The organism is Virgibacillus sp. MSJ-26 (assembly GCF_018918075.1).
Lineage (GTDB): Bacteria > Bacillota > Bacilli > Bacillales > Amphibacillaceae > MSJ-26.
Genome location: NZ_JAHLPW010000005.1, coordinates 162,285 through 183,588 on the forward strand (window position 1 = coordinate 162,285; position 21,304 = coordinate 183,588).

Here is a 21,304-nt window from a genome sequence, read left to right on the forward strand (position 1 = left end):
CTAACTGAAAACTTTTGAGTGTCGCTTAACATCATATTTGATATAAACTACTACGACATAGTGACAATTAATAATAACCCCCGGCATAGCCAGGGGTTTTCAAATACCATAAATAAGAAGGAGAAAACTAGATAGTTTTCTCCAAAGACATGTGTTTATTCGTCGTTTAATTTTAGGATTGACATGAATGCTTCTTGTGGTATTTCTACTGATCCAACCATTTTCATTCGCTTTTTACCTTCTTTTTGCTTTTCAAGTAATTTTCTTTTTCTCGTAACGTCTCCTCCGTACAATTTAGCCGTTACATCTTTTCTGACTGCTTTAATGGTGGACCTTGCCGTAATACTGTTTCCAATAGCAGCCTGCACTGGAACTTCGAACTGTTGCCTTGGAATAAGATCTTTAAGTTTTTCAACAATTTGCTTTCCTCGTTCATGAGCAAAATCTCTGTGAACAATAAGAGATAACGCATCAATTGGTTCTGAGTTTAGCAAAATATCCATTTTAACGAGATTTGATGCACGATAGCCAATTAATTCATAATCAAATGAGGCATATCCCTTTGTATGTGATTTTAGTTGATCAAAAAACTCATAAACAATTTCAGAAAGCGGCAAATCATAAATGACATTAACCCGGATATCATCAAGATACTGCATATCAATAAATTGCCCACGCTTCTTTTGTGAAATTTCCATCACAGCGCCAACATAATCATTCGGTACCATGATAGTCGCTTTTACAAAGGGTTCACGAACTTCTTCTATAATTTGTGGATCGGGCATAAATGATGGATTATCAACTTCTACAACCTCGCCATCGGTTTTTTCAACCTCATAAATAACGCTTGGCGCTGTTGTAATCAAATCTATGTTAAATTCTCGCTCAATCCGTTCTTGAATAATTTCCATATGCAACAAACCTAAAAAACCACAACGGAATCCAAATCCTAAAGCCTGAGATGTTTCCGCATCATATTCTAATGCCGAATCATTTAATTCAAGACGTTCAAGCGCCTCTCTTAGGTCATTGTAATCTGCTGAATCAACTGGGTACAGGCCACAAAACACCATTGAGTTTAGTCTACGATATCCGGGAAGAGGTTCTGTTGCAGGTTCATCAGCTAATGTTATAGTATCTCCTACGCGGGAATCAGCAACATTTTTTATTGCTGCTGTTAAATAACCAACTTCACCAACACTCAAAGTATCACGTGGTTGTTGTCCTGGAGTGAAAACACCAAGTTCATTAACTTCAAACTCCTTACCAGTAGCCATCATTTTAATTTTATCCCCTACCGATAAAGTTCCTTCTTTAACACATATTGAAGCAACGACTCCTTTATATGAGTCATACAATGAATCGAACACAAGTGCTTTAAGAGGTTCTTTAACATTGCCTTCTGGTGGCGGGATATGCGAAACAATACTTTCTAATATTTCTTCAATTCCAATGTTGTCCTTCGCAGATGCTAAAATAACATCATCAGGATCTATTCCAATCACATCAACTAGCTCCTGTGTGACACGGTCTGTATCAGCATTGGGGAGGTCAATTTTGTTTATAACTGGAATAATTTCCAAATCATTATCTAGTGCCAAATAAACGTTTGCAAGTGTCTGAGCTTCAATTCCTTGTGCTGCGTCAACAACAAGTATCGCCCCCTCACAAGCAGCCAAACTTCTGGACACCTCATATGTAAAGTCAACATGCCCAGGGGTATCAATTAAATGAAAAAGATATTCTTCTCCATCCAAACTATTATATGTTAATTGCACGGCATTAAGTTTAATGGTTATTCCCCGTTCACGTTCTAAATCCATTCCATCTAAAAATTGCTCTTTCATTTCTCTTTCTGTCAATGCCTTCGTATTTTCTAAAATTCTGTCGGCAAGAGTAGACTTTCCGTGATCGATATGTGCAATTATAGAAAAGTTTCGTACATTCTCTTGATTTCTCACCATTTATAACGTTCACTCCCAAGTTAAATCTTACAACTCTAAATAAAACACCTAACCATTGCATTATGCTTAAAGCAACTTAATAGTGCATAACAACTCCGGTAGCTTTCTAATATGGATTGATTATAGCAGTAGAAAAGCGATGTTTCAAGATTTAGCTTAGGCGAAGAGCATGCTAAGATGTTAATCCTATCAAGCATTTGAATATCATACTATTTATTTTTTCAAAAGAACAAAAGTGCAATCTGGTGAAGAATACCAACGATAACTTCAGAAAAACCTTTTATTCCTCTTTCAAGAAAAGATGCAGTTTTTTGAGTTAAAGTTAGTGACATCGTAGCATTTTGAGAATCCAATTCTCCAACGTCGTCTAGCTTAGGCTCAGATTCAATGTCAGTTGAGTTTATCTCATATTCTTTTTGGTTGGTGAGTTGATAATCCTGTAAAGCTTCAGAGTGGTCATTGGAGGTTGAACGGTCTTCAGTTTCTTGACTCATGCCCAAAACCATTCCTACTAAAAAAAATATGGTCAGCATTAAAATTGAAGTGAAAAATCGTAACATCTAACTTCCTCCCTCTTCAGCCTGTACTTTTTCTGCTTCCCAGTAAAATTCACTAAACACCTCTGCCAAGGCATCTGCCGTACGATATAACTCGTCAAGATTATTCTCCACACCGCCCATTTCAAATAATAAGGCATTCTCTGATAAATCTTGATTAAACACCCCATTTGTTCCTGCACCTTGCTTAGTGTTTACACCATTATCTCTAGTAATGCCTGGGTATTTCTCCTCCAAAAGATCATGAAATTCATTGGCGAGTGCGAGATTTGTCTTGTAATTATTATGATCTGCTCCAATAACAATCATGATTCGTGCATAAGATTCTCCATTAATATTTACGGTTGTTTTATCCTTTGTTGCCGAATCACGATGTAAGTCAAAAACATATTGAAAATGTTCATTTCCAGCAATGGCTTCTCGTACAACCGATCTAGAAGCCTCATAAGCTCTGCCCAACTCCCAACCTTTATCATGTAGTATATTAACAATATTAGTGTCATCTACGTTCGTTCCAATTCCTTCTCCACGAAGCGATTTCGCTAGACGTTCACTTACCTTAGTTATGTTCACTTCATTATGGTGTGCTAAATTTGGATTATCAACATCGGGTAAATGTGGCAAAAACGATTCTGTATTGTGGGTATTGTATATATACACTACCTCCCGATCCCCTGTTGAATTTTCCAGCTCCTTATCATTCGGTTCTTCTTCCTCCTCTTCTGAACCATCTACAACAGCTTCTCGATCTTTTAAAATTTCTTCCAATGAAGGTGCTGATTCCATCGGATGGGTTGTATGATAGCTGTCTTCTTCAGCCATTAAGACATCATGATCAAATATAGAAAAACCCGGGAGCTCGTTGCCTAATAAACTTCTTGGATTCCTCGGTTTAATACTTGTGGCGAGTTGAAAGGAAATCGATGATAATTTAGGTACTTCCATATCATCTGGAAATGCGTCCCTATATGCTTTTCCTTCCATGCCCATTAACCATAAAAACGTTGAACTTTCAATTCGCTTTGTAAAGTCAGTTAATTTCGCAGAAGAAAACCGCTCCGCCGAAGTTATCGTTGTCATGAATGCAATACTCACAAATAAAAACAATAACACTATAATATAGATAATAATTTTTTTAACATAACGACCAATGTTAAATTGGTCAACATTATTTTTTTTGTATGGCATCATTCTACTCCTTTAGAAATCTATCACTGTATATTTAACTCTATGTAAATTTAATAGGCGCTAGAACCCAATCACACAAAAAATTTTTAATTAATATAAAAGACTAAGCACCTGGTTTAGCCCAGACAATCTTAAGCAAAAAAATATAGTGGCGGTTTGAACCAATCAGGTAAGGCATATGAATGATTGAACACTAAAAAAACGATCGATCTATCAGACTGGATAGATCGATCGTTTTACTTTCAATCTTAGTTCTTATAAATTATGCTTTTCTAGCTATTTGTCCCATTTCCTCTTTTTCTTCTTTTACCTTTTTCTGAAATCGCTTTGTTTCATAGATAATGATACCTGATAAACCTAATAATCCGATAAGGTTTGGAATAGCCATTAGTCCATTGAGAACATCAGCTAAAGTCCAAACGACATCAAGACTTGCCGTAGCGCCGACGAAGATGAATAGTACAAATACTGTTCGATATACTTTTACAGCAGTCGGGTTCTTAAATAAATATTGGAAACATTTCTCTCCGTAATAACCCCATCCTAAAATCGTAGAAGTAGCAAAGAACAATAATCCTAGGGTAATTAAGTAAGGGCCCACATCACCTAATAATGTTCCAAAAGCAGAAGAGGTTAGCACACCGGCCTCGATGGATGTATCTTGCCACTGACCTGACATAACAATGGTGATACCAGTAATGGAACAAATAATAAACGTATCTATCAAAACTTGAGTCATCGAAACTAGTGCTTGCCTACCTGGTAAATCAGTCTTCGCAGCTGCAGCCGCAATAGGTGCGGATCCCAAGCCCGCTTCATTTGAAAACAACCCACGTGCTACTCCAAACCGTATAACGGCACCAACCGTTCCACCTGCAACGGCTTCACCTGAAAATGCATAAGTGAAAATAGTCCCTAAAGCTTCTGGTACAAGATTAATATTCGCAATCATTACAATCAGTCCAGCCAAAATATAGAATACAGCCATGATCGGAACAAAGAACGCAGTCACTCGACCAATCCACTTAATACCACCTAATATAACCAATCCAGCAAAGATAACGAGAGCTATACCTGTGATCCAAACCGGAATAGAAAATGTATCATTCATTAAGTCAGCTACAGCCTTAGATTGAGTTCCATTCCCTATACCAAATGCTGCAAGGGCGCCGAACACCGCAAATAATACACCAAGCCATTTCTGTTTTAAACCGTGCTCCAAATAATACATTGGTCCTCCAGCCATATTACCTTCAGAATCTTTAACACGATATTTTACAGCCAATATAGCTTCACCATACTTAGTAGCCATACCAAACAATCCAGCTGCCCACATCCAAAATACAGCGCCTGGACCACCAAGAACTACGGCAGTTGCTACACCTACAATATTCCCAGTTCCAACAGTTGCAGCTGAAGCTGTCATCAAAGCTTGGAAATGAGATATGTCTCCCTCTGACTTTTTATCTTGATTTCTTGAAAAAGCTAATTTTAAAGCGTATGGCAATGATCGAATTTGCAAAAATCCTAGTCTAATAGTTAAATAAATTCCAGTTCCAACTAAAAGTACTAATAAAGGTATACCCCAGATAAAGTCACTTAATTGGTTAAGTATACTTTCAATAGTTTCCATTATAATCCCCCTTTGTTTATATCTATTATCAACGCCACTACTATGAAGCGCCCTCCTTCCTTTGCTTAGGATTTATATTCTTTAAATCCTTTTTCAAGATTTAAAAACCTATCAATGAATCCGCTTTCAAAGTTGTTATTCCCTCTTAATATTTAACTGATTATAGTTATTAAAACGAATATTAAGAACATTGTCAAGGCATTATATAAAATAATGAGAATATTTATTTAATGATGGTTCCATTAAAGTTGGATAAGTAAACTAAACAAATAAATCCGAACAACAGTCGAATAATCTTTTATTAGTTTCGAATTTGTTCGGATAGATTTTCACATTATTTAATTAGTGTATTTAATATCAAAAATCCATTTATTTGACTTGATTCACTTGTGACAATACGCTTACATTCATCTAGAATAAGAAGCAAAATTATCAACGTTAATACTTTCATGAAGGGCTGCATTAAGTCCATTTGCTATAACATGGGACATATCAATCATAAACCCATCCACTTCTTTAGGGGTTACCATTAGATTATGACCAATAGGAGACAAAACTTCTGTTATTAATTCTTTTTTCTCTTGGTTTGACAACATGCCAACCATGCCTAAGAAGGTTTTACGTTTTTCACTGTCTGGCATATCATCTTCTGTAAATGACTTTTTTCCAAATGAAAAGTTACCAGGGGTCAAGGATTTGGACGGTCTATTTTTTTCCTTCCACTCCCTACCAAAGTGCTTCAGTAAAAAGTCAATTGTATCACTTGATATTGTCACTGCGTCAACTACAGTTGGAACTCCAATAGCAAAAACGGGAATCCCGAGCGTTTCCTTGCTCAATTCTTTTCGCTTATTTCCCACTCCAGAACCGGGATGGATTCCCGAATCTGAGAGTTGGATTGTTTCGTTCACACGTTCAATGGAACGGGATGCCAGCGCGTCAATCGCAATAATAAAATCCGGATCGAATTTTTCGGTAATTCCATGGATAATATCACTTGTTTCAATCCCCGTTACCCCCATGACACCTGGAGTGACAGCAGCCACTGGGCGATATCCTTTTGCAACTGTTTCATAACTAAGATTAAATAAGTGACTTGTCACTTGTACTTTTTCTACAGTCATTGGGCCAAGTGCATCCGGAGTAACATTCCAGTTACCGAGCCCAACAACAAGACCTGTTGCATCTTTTGCTATTTTATTTTTCGATAGCATCTTTTCTATCTCGGCTGCAAGTATTTTAGCTGCATCTTCTTGGCTAGCTGTATCTTGTTTTTTAACTCCATCCGCATAAATGGTCGTATAGGAACCCGCTTTTTTACCAAGGTTCTTAGCTCCAACATCATTTATATCAACATAAGTAATTTTAATATCTTGTTTAGTTAGTTCTTTAATAGTAACACCTTTTAAATTAGACTCTTGCTTCTCCTCATTTTCCACATACATATCTTTTGCTTCGACAGCTAAATCCGTTCTTACCTGATATGCTTTTTCTTCTTTATCCATAATCAGCCCACCTTTCAAATATAGCCATGCAGTAGTTATAGGATTAACCTTTTTGATTTAAAACATGCATAAACATATTCCCCTTATTATTTGAAAGTTGAGACATAATTTGATAATATTAAATCATTCCAAAACCATTATTTGGAATCTTGCTCTGGAGGTGATATATTGGCTAATCTTAAATCTGCGAAAAAACGTGTTCATGTAAATAATAAAAAACGTATTTCAAATGTACGCTTTAAATCTGATGCGAGAACACAAATTAAACATGTAGAAAATCTAATTGAAGCAAATGAAAAAGATAAGGCAAAAGATGCACTGGAAAAAGCAAATCAAAAAATCGATAAGGCAATTCAAAAAGGAGCTATCCACAGAAACAACGGAAATCGTCACAAAGCACGTCTTTCTAAAAAAGTAAATTCATTATAATAAAAGCGTAAGCGCCTGAGTAGCCCCGAAAAGCTTAAGTTAGAAACCATAGTGGCGATTTTTGTCGCGTAGGTTATGCTTATGACTTTTGGCGGGCTGGGCATAGATTCAAGGTTTTTAAACCATAAAAAAACAATCCAATGAGGATTGTTTTTTTATTTCTGAATTAAATTGTATAATAAAATTTCAAAAGCAAGTCCTTTATCCATTTTTCCTTGTTTTATCGTAGCGTCGGTCGTTGCTAACATATCAATGATGTTTTTTAGTTTTTGTTCTGAGAACCGTCTTTCTCGATCTGATGCGATTTTAATAACGTAAGGATGTCCACCTATTTGTTTTTGAATTTGTGCTTGATTATATCCTTTCTGCTTAAGTAGTTTCACACGTAATATATTTCTAAACTGAAAAGCTAATAAACCAATGAGTGCAATGGGCTCTTCATTCATTTTTTCTAAATCCTTATATATTGACATAGCTTTAGGTAAATCACGGTTAATAACAGCATCAGCCAATTGTAAAGATGAACTATTTGATGTCTGAGAAATTAATTGCTCCGCAACATCCTTTGTTATAGTTCCATCTTCACCAACGAATAAGGATATTTTCGTAAGTTCGCTCTCTAACTGATGCAAATCACTAGAAAAACCTTCAAATAAATCATAGGCATTATTATCAATCTTTATGTTAAGCCCTGCTGCTAGTTCATTAATCCATTTACTTTGCTCATATGGCTTAATTGGATTACATTCTGTGACTACTGCTTTCTTTTTAAATAATTTTGATATTTTTTTACGTTGATCGATTCCTTCATATGGAGCTATAAAAACTAATACCGAATAATCAACTGGATTGCTTAAGTAACGCTCTAAGACAGATAAATCATGTTCTAGTCCTTCCACTAATACTTTTTCGGGTTTTGGCTGTAAAAAAATAGGATTAATTGCAAAAATTAATTTCCTATCACCAAAAAACGGGTATGTTTCTACATCTGCTATCACTTCTTGAATAGAGGTTTCCTTTAAATCATATGTAGCTAGGTTTTCTTCCTCTTTTAGTACTTTTTTTATAAATAAATGTTTAATATTCTGGGTAAAATATGGTTCTGTTCCATATACTAGAGATATGGTCGGAATTTGATTCTTTTTAATTTGCTGTGTCAACTGAATATAATTCATTGCTCTACACTCCATTATTATGTATACTCTTATCGTAATCTGTATATTAAATAATGGCAAGAGGAATAAATTGAGAGGGAGGGCCTAAGCTCCCTCTCGCATCTATATAAACGTTTAAAAGATCAGCCCTAGGAACTGTCCTTTAAACGGAACTAGTTATATCTTTTCCCCCATAAGAAAAAGTATAGCTAGAAAGTCTTTCTAATCTTTGCAGTAAATTAGTTTGTATAACTCAAACTTTTTCACCTTTTAGTGGATTTTTTTATGTATTTAATTTATACTATATTTGATATAGGAGGGGTAGTTATGAATGAATTTGAAAAGGATCCGCAAGCAAAAAATAATGATGTTGTCGATTCCATTAAAGGATTCACTTTTTCTTTTGTATTTTTCGTACTTATTTTTGCTATTGGTGTTACTATAAGTGTCATTGGTTCTTAAAATTACATATCCGATTCTTTTATAGCTGCTATATACATTTTTCTTTAAATGTATTCAAAAGAGACTGTGCAAACAGTCTCTTTTTGTTATTTAGGAGGGGGTTATCTAGTCTCATTCTATGGTGAGTACTGTAAAAACGTTCCTTCATTATCTTTAAATTTATATATAATCGCTCCTTGCTGATCAGTTCGCATAATGAAGACCCCATTATCTTCTAGGGTATCAATAACTTCTTTAGCTGGATGACCATAAGTATTATTTTCCCCCACAGAAACAAGTGCATAAAGTGGTTCGATGTGTTTTATAAATGATTCATCTGTTGACGACTTACTCCCGTGATGACCCACTTTTAATACGTCTATTGATAATCTTGAATAATTTTTCATGATTTCTTTTTCAGTTTCCACTCCTACATCCCCTGTAAAAAGCCAGCTCTTCCCTCCAATCTCTGTATAAATAACTAAAGAATTTTCATTATCAGAACCTGTATCTCTAACGGGAGAAAGAACTTGAAAAGGTATATTATTAATTACTGATTGCTCGCCTTTATGTATGATGTTTATATCCACGTTATTTTTATTCCAAACGTCAGCTGACTTCTCTGACAATACATAATAAGGGCTGATGTAAATCTGATCTACACTAAACTCTTCGACAAGAACATCAACACTCCCCATATGATCCATATCTTCATGACTAATAAAAATAGCGTCGATGGACTGAATCCCTTTTGAATAAAGATACGGCTTTATGATTTGTTCATATACCCTATCTGTAAAATCCATTTCGGAAAACGAAAAGGTAGCGCCAGCATCCATGAAAATAACCCCTTGTCGATAAGGCAGTTCTATAATAAATGCATCACCTTGTCCAATATCAAGCATCGTTACAGACCCATACGGTGAAAAATATGGTCGAATTAGAAGTGCTGTTATGAACAGTGTAAGTGTCACGCCATACTTGAATGCTTGCACTAGTTCCTTCCGGTTAATTGATATCATCAGCATGCAAATAATAACGTAATATAAAATAATAAACATCAACGGGAAAGAACCGTTTACCCATGGATAGTTTAATTTTTTATCTAGTAATTCGAGAAGTATTAAGAATCTTTCATGCAACAAAAGGAAAAGCTTATCTAACATCGAAGGTATAAATGGTAGCGGAGATAGTATTCCCATAAGGAACATTCCGGGAATAATTAAAAAAGAAAAATATGGGACAACAATGACATTTAACAAAATCGATAGGGGTTGCACCATCGAAAAGTAAATGAATTGAAAGGGTAGGATAACCATTTGTGAAACAAAGCTAATGTTAATTAATTGAAAAAAACGTGATGACGTTTGAATTAACCAATCCCTTGATAAAATTAGACTAAATGTTACAATAAACGAAAATTGGAAACCTATATGATATATAATATAGCCATCAAAAAATATTAATAATAAAAATACAATGCTCACTACATCTGATACGCTTAATTTCAATTTCAATTTTGAAAATACAATGAATAAAAAAACCATGATACTTGCACGCCATACTGAAGGTTCTCCGCCGGCTAGTAAGGCATATATAGGTAAAAAAAACAGCATGAACCATTGCGCTTTTTCTTTAGTCATTATCCCAGTCTTAATTAATATAAAATAAATTAATGCAACAATTAAACCAACATGCAATCCAGATATGGCCAGTAAATGTGATATACTCCAATCTCTAAAAAGATCAATCGTTCTTTCTTCTAAAAGTGAATCGTCCCCTAAAATTAATGCGACTATCCAGGCCGCAGTATCTTTGCTATATGTATTTAACATATAATCTTGTATAGTTTCTCGCGACTCATATATTTTTCCTAAAGTCGAGATACCCTCACATTGTATATCCGTTAGAGAATCAATGACTAATTGAAATTGCATGCCTTGAGTTTTTAGATAATGTTGATAATTGAATTCTCCTGGATTTGTATTTTTTTCTGGGATAACGATATTGCCGGTTATCTGGCATGTAGCACCTGTATTTAGGCTTTTTATGGGTTTTGTATTACTATTATTATTAGAGTTAGGAAAGTAAATGGCGAGATACTTTTGTGAAGGGTTTTCAGTTTGAAAATAAAATTGTACCGACCTTTCTTTATTTGCTACGATCCCTGTAATCTTACCAATAAGTGTAAGGTTATTAGAAGATTCAATTAAATCCACAGACGAATGATTATCTGGAAGAGATGGAATATGGAAGATAAAGAAAAGTGAAGAGGTTAAGGATAGTAAAATAACTGTTTTCCCTAACCGTTTAAACTTATTCAACAAAACTAACCAGAGCAAGAGGATTAAAATAAAATAATAGTTATCAAAATAAATAGATAAAATACATATCACAACAGATAAAGCGACAATATGCCAGTGTCCTTTAATTGGCTCTCATCCCCTCTTAGCTAAAAAGCTGTTCTGCTTCATTTTTGATTTTTATTAAATCTAAATCATTTACTGATTGATCAGTTATTTTGTTTATTAAATTATTAATATAGGCTTTCTTTTCTTGATACTGTGTGTCAAAAGTCAAATATGTTAATTCAACTTTTTTTGTGCTAACTCCAGCTTCTTTGAATAATTGAACAGCATACTCATGATTACGATAATCTTCAGCATAATAAACGTGTTTAATACCACTCTGTATCAATTGCTTACAACACTGAAGACAAGGAAAATGGGTCACATATATATCGGCACCTTCTGTCGGAACTCCGAATTTAGCACATTGCAACAATGCATTTGCCTCTGCATGGACAGTTCTCACGCAATGACCATCTATAACATAGCATCCTTCATCAATGCAATGAACGCCACCCGATACACTCCCGTTATATCCACCTGCAATAATACGTTTATCTCTAACAATCGTCGCTCCAACCATAAGTCTAGTGCAAGTACTTCTAAGGGCTAATAAATGGCTTTGTGCCATAAAATACTGATCCCACGATATTCTTTCCATTTATGAACCACCTTTTTTATTACCTGTTTTCAAATAACTTTATATATTATTATCTTTTGTATTAATTAAGTTTACAACGACCAGCAGCCTGTAGTCAATCCAACTAGGGAACATGAATATAATCTCTCATATTTTCTAATGTCTTTTCCCCTATCCCTGAAATGTCTAATAAATCTTCAACAGATTGAAATAGACCATTTTCTTCCCGGTAATCAATAATTGCCTGTGCCTTTGAAGGACCTATCCCTGGTAAGTTTTCAATTTCTTCCTGTGTAGCGTAATTGACTCTTATTTTCACTTCCTCTCCGGAAGTTGAAGAGGATTCTTGATTTTTTCCAGTTTCTTCATCATTTTCATTCGGAACAATAATGATCATTTCATCATGTAATTTTTGAGCTAAATTTATAGCCGTTTCCTCTGCGTCATTTGTAAAGCCATCCGCCATCTTGATGACATCCTCTACTCTAGCTCCGAAATCTAACTCATAAACACCAGGTTTATTAATTTCTCCTTTGATATCAACTACGACATGTTCATTCAAAAAATTTTCCTCTTCTTCTGTTTCTTCAGATGTCAGGTCAACAGGAATTATTTCATTGGTTCTCACTTCTTCTTTTTCCCTAGTAATAAATAAAAAGCCGACGATAAAGATTCCTAAAATAATAAAAAATGAATTCTTTTTAAACCATTCAATCATTTATGGTGACACTTCCTTCAATGAAATGGTAACTGATAAGGTTAAGGTGGAGGGAATAAATAATGTGTGCTAATTTGCGGGGATCATAAAGGTGCAATATATGCGTATATAATAAATTCGACACTTATCCTCAAGTTCCTGCTTTTTTATTTAATTATTCGATACTAAAAAGACCGGGAGCTTATTTGTCCCCGATCTTTTCTGCAAAAAAGAAGATTCTTTCAGGTTTCATTGATATGGTGTTTGTTCCGAATTGAAAGTCACTATATATACCCCTAATGTTAAATCCAGTTTCCTTAAGCAGTTCCTGGTAGGTTTCAATCGAAAATACTTTTTGAAAATGTGTCTCATCAAACCGTATGTAATGATTGTTACTTAAAGTGAAAAATGTTAAATCATGATACATTTCGCCTTGCTCTTCTCCTTCATTGCAAAACCAAATATAACTTGTCTGATCAGTTACTTCAGCAAATGTATTATTCACCATATTATGTTTAACATGATAAAGAGAATGAACATCAAATAAAAAAATTCCTTGATCGTTTAAAAGATTCCAAGTATTTTGGAACACCGATTTAACGTCATCAAGAGTTGTTATGTAATTAATAACATCACAGAAACTTATGGCAGCATCAAAACCACTTAAACCTTCTAGTAAACGTATATCTTGTTCCAGCCAGTGGATTTTCAAGTTTTGATTAAATGCTTTTTGTTCTGCCAGTGAAAGCATTTCTAGTGAGTTATCAATACCGGCTAATGAATAGCCTTTTTGTGCTAACATACTTGTAATTTCTCCAGTACCACACCCAAGATCAGCAATCCGTTTAATTTTTTTGTTCGACTTTTCGAACATTTCTCTGGCAAAAAAAGCCCATTTCTCATAGGGAGCGTCAGACATAAACTGGTCATATATATATGCCATGTGTTGGTATTCCATATAATTATTCGCCCTTGCTTTCAATATCTAAGGTGACGCGACCAGCGTCTCCCCAAAGTCGTTCCAGATTATAATAATCACGCTCTTCTTTATGGAAGATATGGCAAACAACATCGCCAATATCAACTAAAACCCATCTTCCCTGTTCAAACCCTTCAATACGGTCAATTTCAATATCATGCTCCGCCATTATATTTTTAACGCTGCGGGCAATCGCCTGTACTTGTCTTTCATTATTCCCATGGCAAATTAAAAAATAATCTGCTATAACTGAAATCCCCTCCATATCTAGGGCGGTAATATTATGTGCTCTTTTATCATCACAGGCGTCTGCTGCTAATTGAAGATTATGTTTAACATTATCCATTTAATCCATCCTTTCGTTTAATTTTCCGAGTTAAATAATTATATGCATAGAACGAATCAGGGTAAACTGTGTTGTTCCTACTCATTAAATAGTTTATGGTATTACGAGATACCATCCATGCCGTCTTAATTAAATCTTTTTTTGCTATTCTTCTTACTTCTTCAAGGCCCGGAAAATCTCTCCCTGGTTCAATGTAGTCTGCAACAAATAGAATCATATCCAACTTATTCATGTATGCTCTACCTGTTGTATGATAATAAATCGCATTTTTTATAATAGAATCCTGAATACCATGCTCATATTCAATGAGTATCGAGCCAACTGGCCCATGCCATAGTTCATGATGATAATCTAATAAATCTTTAGGTAAGTTACTCTTTATAATCCAATGTTTTAATTCTTCTATTGGTCTATATTTAGCATAATCATGAAATAAAGCAGCCAACTGAGCTTTCTCTTCAGATTCACCATAAACTCCAGCCAATTCAATTGCAGTATCAGCAACTCTCAAGGTGTGTTCATATCTTTCTTTAGTTAGGTGTGGTTTAATTCGTTTTATTGCTTCATTTCTGTTCATAGAGTTCTTGCTCCTTAATATAATGATCAACTGTATCAGGGACAAGATATTTAATTGACTTGCCTTCCGCTTGTCTCTCACGGATTTGAGTTGATGAAATATCAAACAGGGGAATGTTTATTTCCAATACAGGATATGGACTATTCATGTGATAGCCTGGACGCTTAACACCCACGAATGTTAGGCAATTTATCAATTCATCAATTTTGTACCATTTTGGTAAATATTCAACCATATCAGCTCCAATTATAAAAAAGTACTGATGGTTGGGATGTTTCTGTTTAAGTTCCACTATTGTATCGATAGTATAAGATTTACCACGACGTTTGATTTCAATTGGATTCACTTTAAAGAAAGGATTATCATACACAGCATGCCTCAGCATAGTAAGTCTATCTTCCACATTAATATTAGATGCCAATTTGTGTGGGGGCTCGTTGGTTGGAATAAACCAAATTTCATCTAGTCCTAACTCGACACGTACATGCTCTGCAATCAGTAAATGGCCTATATGTGGAGGATTAAATGTTCCTCCTAAGATACCAATTGATTTCATTTTAGACTCCTTTATTACGGTAGTTCAATTTTTTTATTCTCTTTAGATTCTTTGTAAAGAACAATGTTGAACCCTATAATTTGCACAACTTCCCCACCTGTTCCTTCCTGCAGCTCGACCGCTACATTTTCTTTAGTTTCATCACAGTTCTGTAGGATATTCACCTTTATTAATTCACGCTTCTCAAGAGCATCATTTATTTGCGCAATCATATTTTCATTGACGCCACCTTTTCCAACTTGGAAAATAGCCTTTTCTTGACTTGCAAGAGATCTTAAATAGCGTTTTTGTTTTCCAGTCAACATTTTACTTATCCTCCAATTTCATTTGTAATTTTGCATCGATTCCCTCTATGTTTACACGACATCCTGTCCATATTTCAAAGGCGTGTTGAGCTTGATACAAAAGCATTTTATGTCCAAAATGTAGTAAAGCATTTTTTCTCTCTGCTTCACATAAAAATGTTGTCATTAAGGGTTGATATACAATGTCACTAACTATAGTAGTTGGTTTTAATTTTTCCAAACTCATTATTGATTTATACTCATCAGGCTTCATGCCAACCGAGGTTGTCTGAATAATAATTTTGTAGTTGCCAAGCAATTCTTCAGCCGCTTCCACTGTGTAACAAGTTGTTTTTGTGTTCTTAGTCTTCAACTCAACAATTTTTTCTGCGTTTTCCAAGGTTCTGTTGGCAATATCAATATGAATAAAGCCGAATTTAGATAATGAATAGTAAATCCCTTTAGCTGCCCCACCAGCACCTATAATTAAAATAGGGATTGTTTTATTTTTTAAAATGTAGGGATAACTTTCTATTAATGATCGTAAATATCCTTGACCATCGGTATTAAAACCTATCCATTTATTATCCTTATATAACACCGTATTAACCGCACCCATAATTTTTGCTTCCGAGTTAATAGAATTTAAATAAGGAATAATCTTTTCTTTATAAGGTACTGTTATATTAAACCCTTTAAGATTCTGATTTTTCAACTGATTTATATAGTCTTCATGTAAATCAGGTGATTGAAAGTCAAAAAGTCTGTAATCTCCTGCTATCCCTACCTTTTCAAGGAATTGTTTATGAATCCATGGTGACAGTGAATGGCTTATGGGATGACCAATAAGCCCTAGCTGTAAACCCATTTTAAGTCTCCTTCTATAGTAAAGATTTTCTAAGTGATACGGCAACACCCTTCGGACTATAAGCAACAACTGTTATTTCTTTACCTGGAACACTGACCCAACCTAGACCTGGGAATACAATATCAGTTTTTTCTCCTGTTATTTTAAAAGTACTTCTTGTGAATTCAGGTAGTAACTCCATTGTCTTTTCATCCGGCGGCGACAGTAGTTCGCCTACATGATTTTCATATAATTCATCCGCTTTCTCCATTTTGGTACGATGAATTGAAAGACGATTAGAAAAGTAACAAACAAGAGACTGGTTGTCTCCTTTTAAAAAATCCAAGCGAGCTAAACCACCAAAGAATAATGTTTGCCCCTGGGTTAATTGATAAACTCTAGGTTTGACTTCTTTTGCCGGTGTAATTATCTTCAAGTCTTTGTTTGATACATAATGAGCCATTTGTTGTTCATTGACAATTCCAGGCGTATCAATCATTGATGTTTGATCGTCTAACGGTATTTCAATAAATCCTAATGTGGTCCCCGGGAAATAAGACGTGGTAATAACTTCTTTCAAACCAATTGATTGATTAATTAAACGATTAATAAATGTTGATTTTCCTACGTTCGTCGTCCCAACTATATACACATCTTTTTTATTACGATACTTTTCAACCTGGTTGGTCAAGTCATCCATACCATGTCCTTTTGTAGAGGAAATAAGAAAAACGTCTTTTACTTTAAGACCAGCCTCATTCGCCATAGATCTGACCCAATTAATGAGCTGATGTTGATTAACAGATCGAGGTAATAAATCAACTTTATTTCCTACTAAAATTATGGGATTATCACCAGTTATTCTCGGTAAACTTTTAATAAGACTACCAGTGACATCAAACAAGTCGATAATATGAACGACCAACCCTTCCTTTTTCCTTATGTCACTAACCATTTTAAGAAAATCATCATCAGTAATATTAACGTCTTGTATATCATTATAATGTTTTAACCTGAAACATCTTTGGCATAAAATATTTTCATTTTTAAGTGATGATTTTGGGGTATATCCTGGGGCTTCTGAATGAGTTGTTTGAATCACTGCTCCACACCCTTGACATATTAAATCTTCCATACCTAATCCTCCCATGTGATTTTTCCCTTTTTACGAAAATGATTCAGAATGCGCCTTTCAATTGTTCGATTTATTTTTGTGATTTTAGCATCTGTTTGAACAATCGGAACAACTAAAATAGTGTAAAATCCTGCCAAATTACCACCTAGAACGTCCGTGAGAAGCTGATCACCGATCACTACTATTTCATCTTTTTTAAAGCCCATTTGATTAGCAGCTCTCTTAAAAGCTCTGCGTAAAGGTTTCTTCGCACTGAAAACATATGGCGTTCCAAGTGGTTCAGAAAAGATCTTAACACGTTCCATTTTATTATTTGAAATGATCATAATGGAAATACCCTGATCTTCCATTCTTTTAAACCATTCAATCACTTCAGGAGTTGCATCCACCACATCCCAAGCTACGAGTGTATTATCTAAGTCTGTAATAATCCCTTTAATGCCTTGTTCTTTTAATTGCTCTGGCTTTATATCAAAAATTGTTTTGACATGTTTATTTGGTAAAAAATTCTTTAACAACCCTTCCACCCCAACTCATTAATCTAGTTATACTATATCCTCGTCCTAGTATATTCATCTGTGTTTTAAATTTTAAACAACGGGTAATCATATAATATAAGTTTAACCTATCATACCTAAATTGTCATAAAATATTAAGCCAACCTACGTAATTTAATAATGGGTTGAATAAACAAGAATCCTGTAAATTAACCAATAATATTGGTAAAACCGTTCGACAAATTCTTTCAAAATTCGATGTGTGGATAACGTTATCAACATTACACACAATATAACATCAGTGTTTCCGAATGATTTTACTGAGTTGTGCACATTTTATCTACACCCCTCTGTAGATAACTCACGTCTTGTAGCGTCGATAGAATCATGGTAGATTATATAGTAACTTAAATGACTAGTTAATCTTTGTGCACGAATAACATAATGCTATACTCAAATAAACCTTTCGACAGAATTAAACAATACCACAATAAGATGTTTTGCGGTAAATATTATATATGTTACTTAAGGAGGGCTAGAATGGAACATTTGTCAGATGAGTTGTTAATTGAATCGTATTTTAAAGCAAATGAATTAGATTTAAGCCCTGATTTTCTCGCATTAATTGAACATGAAATACGTAGACGAAATTTAGATAACAAAATAAAAACAAAAAGATCAACAAACAAAGTAAGCTCTACATAGCCTAAAGTCGCTTATATCCATTTCATAATTGTGAACATATACACTACCATAATATATGCCTTCTTGAGAAAATCACAATAATCTACTACAAGGACCTACCGATACTTGACTTTTCCTTAAACCCAAATCATTTTACGATTAAAGGGTTTTTTTTATGCCATTAAATAAGAATTATGTTATTCTAATTTTAATACTTTATTACATAGTCGAAACATATAAGGAGATATTATTAAGAAGGGCTTACTTGTTTTTATCGTCAAAAAAAGGAGAAAAATTATCGAAAGCTAAGTTTTTTATCGCTTTTCAATTAGAAAGGCGACGTTTTTTCTGTCAAAATATTTTAATACTGTTATTAACTACGTTTCAACAATACCGTATTATACAAATTTAGATTATTTTTATAAATGACATGCTATAATCTATGTTTGATACAATTTTAGAAAGGCGTAGTACAATTTTTGTAATGGTTGAAGGAGGATTTTACCAAAATGATTTTTGCTGTTTTATTGCCCTTACTCTTCGCCTGTTTCATTCCTTTTCTAAGTAGATTTAAGGATAAAGTACATACAGGTATATTCACTTTTTTTATACCATTTATCATATTTATATATTTTATACGATTTATAGGAAACAGCTTTGAACCCATCCGTCATACTTACCGATGGATTCCTTCATTAAACATTAACTTTGATTTCTATTTGGATGGTCTTAGTCTGCTGTTTGTTTTGCTTATTAGTGGGATAGGAGCACTTGTCGTCCTTTATTCAATTTACTATTTAAGTAAGTCAGAAAGACTGGGTCATTTTTATGTGTTTTTATTGATGTTTATGGCAGCAATGCTTGGTGTTGTTTTATCTGATAATGTATTTGTCCTTTATACATTTTGGGAATTGACTTCGATTTCGTCTTTTTTACTTATCGGGTATTGGCACTTTAAAGAGCGTTCCCGTTATGGTGCTCAAAAGTCGTTACTTTTAACAGTTTTCGGCGGACTAAGCATGTTCGGTGGTCTTACTCTTCTCACCGTTATTACTGGAACGACAAGTATCCAAGCAATGATTTCTCAATCAGATGTTATTTTACAAAGCAATTATTTGCCGTTAATTTTAATCTTTATATTGCTCGGAGCTTTTACAAAATCGGCTCAGTTTCCTTTTCATATTTGGTTACCTGATGCAATGGAAGCCCCCACACCTGTTAGTGCTTACTTACACTCTGCAACAATGGTTAAAGCAGGACTTTTTCTTGTGGCGCGTTTTTCACCAATATTTTCGAGTTATGAATGGTTCTTTATCATTGTTAGCCTAGTAGGTATCGTCACTTTATGTTGGGGTTCTTATATGGCGGTAAGACAAACAGATTTAAAAGCTATTCTTGCTTTCTCGACTATCAGTCAACTTGGTATGATTATGGCGATGCTAGGGTTTGGTACCAAAATTGCCGTTTTCGCTGCGGTATTCCATATCTTAAACCATGCTACATTTAAAGGTAGTTTGTTTATGGTTGCTGGTATTGTCGATCATGAGACTGGAACTCGGGATATCCGTAAACTTGGTGGCTTATTAACGTTCATGCCAATGACTGCAACTTTAGCATTGTTTGGCACATTTTCTATGGCCGGTATTCCTTTACCATTCTTAAATGGCTTTTATAGTAAAGAACTATTTTTCGAATCAACGTTAAATTTAAGTAATGCAACAAGCACTTTTGCTAATGGATTAGTAACTATCATTCCTTACTTAGCCGTTTTTGGAAGTATTTTCACTTTTGCCTATTCAATGTACTTTTTATTTGGTGTCTTTGCAGGACCTAAACAATTAGATCAATTACCGAAAAAACCGCATGAAGCACCACTTGGAATGCTAATTTCACCAATCGTTTTAGTGTTAGGTGTTATTCTTATCGGAATTATGCCAAACAGTGTCAATGGCTCATTCTTGGCTCATGCAGCCCACTCTATTAATTCTCAGTTTCAATCACAGAGTGTTGCTTTTTGGCATGGTCTTTCAACGCCATTTATTATGTCCCTAATCGTTATAGGTGTAGGAACTTTAATATATGTAACTAGAGATAAATGGGCAAATATTTATCAACTTATACCCGGGACTCGAAGTGTAAATAATATCTATAACAAAGGTGTTTCTGGGATGGATACTTTCCCCCATAAACTAACCAACACTTATATGTCAGGTTCCTTAAAACATTATATGACATACATCATATTGGCCATCGTCATTGGAACTTCTACAATTATGTTCTTAACCAATGGATTTAGTATAAATTTTTCGGATTTAGCAGATATAACGATAATAGAGATGGTGGTTGTTTTAGTCATCTTGATAGGAGCCGTTGCTACTATATTTGCAAATAATAATTTAGCAATTATTTTAATTACCGGTATTGTCGGTTATGGTGTTTCAATTCTATTTGTGATCTACCGTGCACCTGACTTGGCTCTTACACAATTAGTCATAGAGACGGTGTCAGTTGCCCTATTCTTACTGTGTTTTTATCATTTGCCTCAACTTAGAAAACGGGATGAAAAGCTAGGCAGCAAGACGCTGAACGTCATTATTGCAATCAGTATTGGTTCTTTGATGACACTCATAGGTATCTCAGCACATAGTACCAATTGGTATGAATCCATCTCCGAATACTTTATTGAAAAGTCGCTTCCTGTTGGTGGCGGTAAAAACATTGTCAACGTCATACTGGTTGATATGAGAGGTCTCGATACTTTATTCGAAATCACGGTGTTAGGAATTGCAGGTTTAGCTATCTTCAGCCTCATTAAATTAAGAAAAAATAAGGAGGCCGAATAA

The 21,304-nt window shown here is 34.5% G+C and carries 21 protein-coding genes; 4 read left to right on the plus strand and 17 right to left on the minus strand.

Annotation, left to right across the window (positions count from 1 at the left end; all coding sequences use genetic code 11):
• Positions 1-155 precede the first annotated feature (155 nt).
• The 5 genes from lepA to gpr form a co-directional block, all read right to left on the minus strand.
• Positions 156-1,964 (minus strand): translation elongation factor 4, encoded by a 1,809-nt coding sequence (gene lepA / locus KQI49_RS06330; protein ID WP_216487526.1) that lies wholly within the window; start codon positions 1,962-1,964, stop codon positions 156-158.
• Positions 1,965-2,185: 221 nt separating this feature from the next.
• Positions 2,186-2,524, minus strand: coding sequence for a hypothetical protein (locus tag KQI49_RS06335; RefSeq protein ID WP_216487527.1), 339 nt, complete (start codon positions 2,522-2,524; stop codon positions 2,186-2,188).
• Complete coding sequence (gene spoIIP, locus KQI49_RS06340; RefSeq protein ID WP_216487528.1) at positions 2,525-3,709, minus strand: stage II sporulation protein P; 1,185 nt, start codon at positions 3,707-3,709, stop codon at positions 2,525-2,527.
• Between the two features lie 262 nt (positions 3,710-3,971).
• Positions 3,972-5,342, minus strand: a complete 1,371-nt coding sequence (locus tag KQI49_RS06345; RefSeq protein ID WP_216487529.1) for an alanine/glycine:cation symporter family protein — start codon at positions 5,340-5,342, stop codon at positions 3,972-3,974.
• Positions 5,343-5,749: 407 nt separating this feature from the next.
• Positions 5,750-6,847 carry a GPR endopeptidase gene (gene gpr, locus KQI49_RS06350; RefSeq protein WP_216487530.1) on the minus strand — a complete coding sequence of 366 codons (1,098 nt, stop codon included), beginning with the start codon at positions 6,845-6,847 and terminating at the stop codon, positions 5,750-5,752.
• Positions 6,848-7,015: 168 nt separating this feature from the next.
• Between gpr and rpsT the strand changes: the two genes are divergently transcribed.
• Entirely contained in the window at positions 7,016-7,276 is a 261-nt protein-coding gene (rpsT, locus tag KQI49_RS06355; protein ID WP_216487531.1) for a 30S ribosomal protein S20, read from the plus strand.
• 155 nt (positions 7,277-7,431) lie between these two features.
• Here the strand turns inward: rpsT and holA are convergent, their stop codons facing one another.
• Entirely contained in the window at positions 7,432-8,451 is a 1,020-nt protein-coding gene (gene holA / locus KQI49_RS06360; RefSeq protein ID WP_216487532.1) for a DNA polymerase III subunit delta, read from the minus strand.
• Positions 8,452-8,757: 306 nt separating this feature from the next.
• Between holA and KQI49_RS06365 the strand changes: the two genes are divergently transcribed.
• The gene (locus KQI49_RS06365) at positions 8,758-8,892 is read left to right on the plus strand and encodes a YqzM family protein (protein WP_216487533.1); all 135 of its coding nucleotides are present in this window, start codon (positions 8,758-8,760) and stop codon (positions 8,890-8,892) included.
• A gap of 116 nt (positions 8,893-9,008) precedes the next feature.
• Here the strand turns inward: KQI49_RS06365 and KQI49_RS06370 are convergent, their stop codons facing one another.
• The 11 genes from KQI49_RS06370 to KQI49_RS06420 form a co-directional block, all read right to left on the minus strand.
• Complete coding sequence (locus tag KQI49_RS06370; RefSeq protein ID WP_371817528.1) at positions 9,009-11,267, minus strand: DNA internalization-related competence protein ComEC/Rec2; 2,259 nt, start codon at positions 11,265-11,267, stop codon at positions 9,009-9,011.
• A gap of 52 nt (positions 11,268-11,319) precedes the next feature.
• The gene (locus KQI49_RS06375; protein ID WP_216487535.1) at positions 11,320-11,880 is read right to left on the minus strand and encodes a ComE operon protein 2; all 561 of its coding nucleotides are present in this window, start codon (positions 11,878-11,880) and stop codon (positions 11,320-11,322) included.
• A 103-nt stretch (positions 11,881-11,983) separates the two neighbouring features.
• Positions 11,984-12,577 (minus strand): helix-hairpin-helix domain-containing protein, encoded by a 594-nt coding sequence (locus KQI49_RS06380; RefSeq protein ID WP_216487536.1) that lies wholly within the window; start codon positions 12,575-12,577, stop codon positions 11,984-11,986.
• A gap of 181 nt (positions 12,578-12,758) precedes the next feature.
• The gene (locus KQI49_RS06385) at positions 12,759-13,514 is read right to left on the minus strand and encodes a class I SAM-dependent DNA methyltransferase (protein ID WP_216487537.1); all 756 of its coding nucleotides are present in this window, start codon (positions 13,512-13,514) and stop codon (positions 12,759-12,761) included.
• 4 nt (positions 13,515-13,518) lie between these two features.
• Entirely contained in the window at positions 13,519-13,881 is a 363-nt protein-coding gene (gene rsfS / locus KQI49_RS06390) for a ribosome silencing factor (protein ID WP_216487538.1), read from the minus strand.
• Positions 13,874-14,458 (minus strand): bis(5'-nucleosyl)-tetraphosphatase (symmetrical) YqeK, encoded by a 585-nt coding sequence (gene yqeK / locus KQI49_RS06395; RefSeq protein ID WP_216487539.1) that lies wholly within the window; start codon positions 14,456-14,458, stop codon positions 13,874-13,876. The genes rsfS and yqeK overlap by 8 nt, the downstream gene beginning before the upstream one ends.
• The gene (locus KQI49_RS06400) at positions 14,445-15,014 is read right to left on the minus strand and encodes a nicotinate-nucleotide adenylyltransferase (RefSeq protein ID WP_216487540.1); all 570 of its coding nucleotides are present in this window, start codon (positions 15,012-15,014) and stop codon (positions 14,445-14,447) included. Before KQI49_RS06400 ends, yqeK begins: the two co-directional genes overlap by 14 nt.
• Before the next feature lie 14 nt (positions 15,015-15,028).
• Positions 15,029-15,319, minus strand: a complete 291-nt coding sequence (yhbY, locus tag KQI49_RS06405; protein ID WP_216487541.1) for a ribosome assembly RNA-binding protein YhbY — start codon at positions 15,317-15,319, stop codon at positions 15,029-15,031.
• A 1-nt stretch (position 15,320) separates the two neighbouring features.
• A complete protein-coding gene (gene aroE, locus KQI49_RS06410) occupies positions 15,321-16,166 on the minus strand; it encodes a shikimate dehydrogenase (RefSeq protein WP_216487542.1) in 846 nt (281 codons plus the stop codon).
• 13 nt (positions 16,167-16,179) lie between these two features.
• The gene (yqeH, locus tag KQI49_RS06415) at positions 16,180-17,280 is read right to left on the minus strand and encodes a ribosome biogenesis GTPase YqeH (protein ID WP_216487543.1); all 1,101 of its coding nucleotides are present in this window, start codon (positions 17,278-17,280) and stop codon (positions 16,180-16,182) included.
• A 2-nt stretch (positions 17,281-17,282) separates the two neighbouring features.
• Positions 17,283-17,798 (minus strand): YqeG family HAD IIIA-type phosphatase, encoded by a 516-nt coding sequence (locus KQI49_RS06420; RefSeq protein ID WP_216487544.1) that lies wholly within the window; start codon positions 17,796-17,798, stop codon positions 17,283-17,285.
• 519 nt (positions 17,799-18,317) lie between these two features.
• Here KQI49_RS06420 and sda point away from each other — a divergent pair.
• Positions 18,318-18,482, plus strand: coding sequence for a sporulation histidine kinase inhibitor Sda (gene sda / locus KQI49_RS06425; RefSeq protein WP_216487545.1), 165 nt, complete (start codon positions 18,318-18,320; stop codon positions 18,480-18,482).
• Between the two features lie 488 nt (positions 18,483-18,970).
• Positions 18,971-21,304, plus strand: coding sequence for a Na+/H+ antiporter subunit A (locus tag KQI49_RS06430; RefSeq protein ID WP_216487546.1), 2,334 nt, complete (start codon positions 18,971-18,973; stop codon positions 21,302-21,304).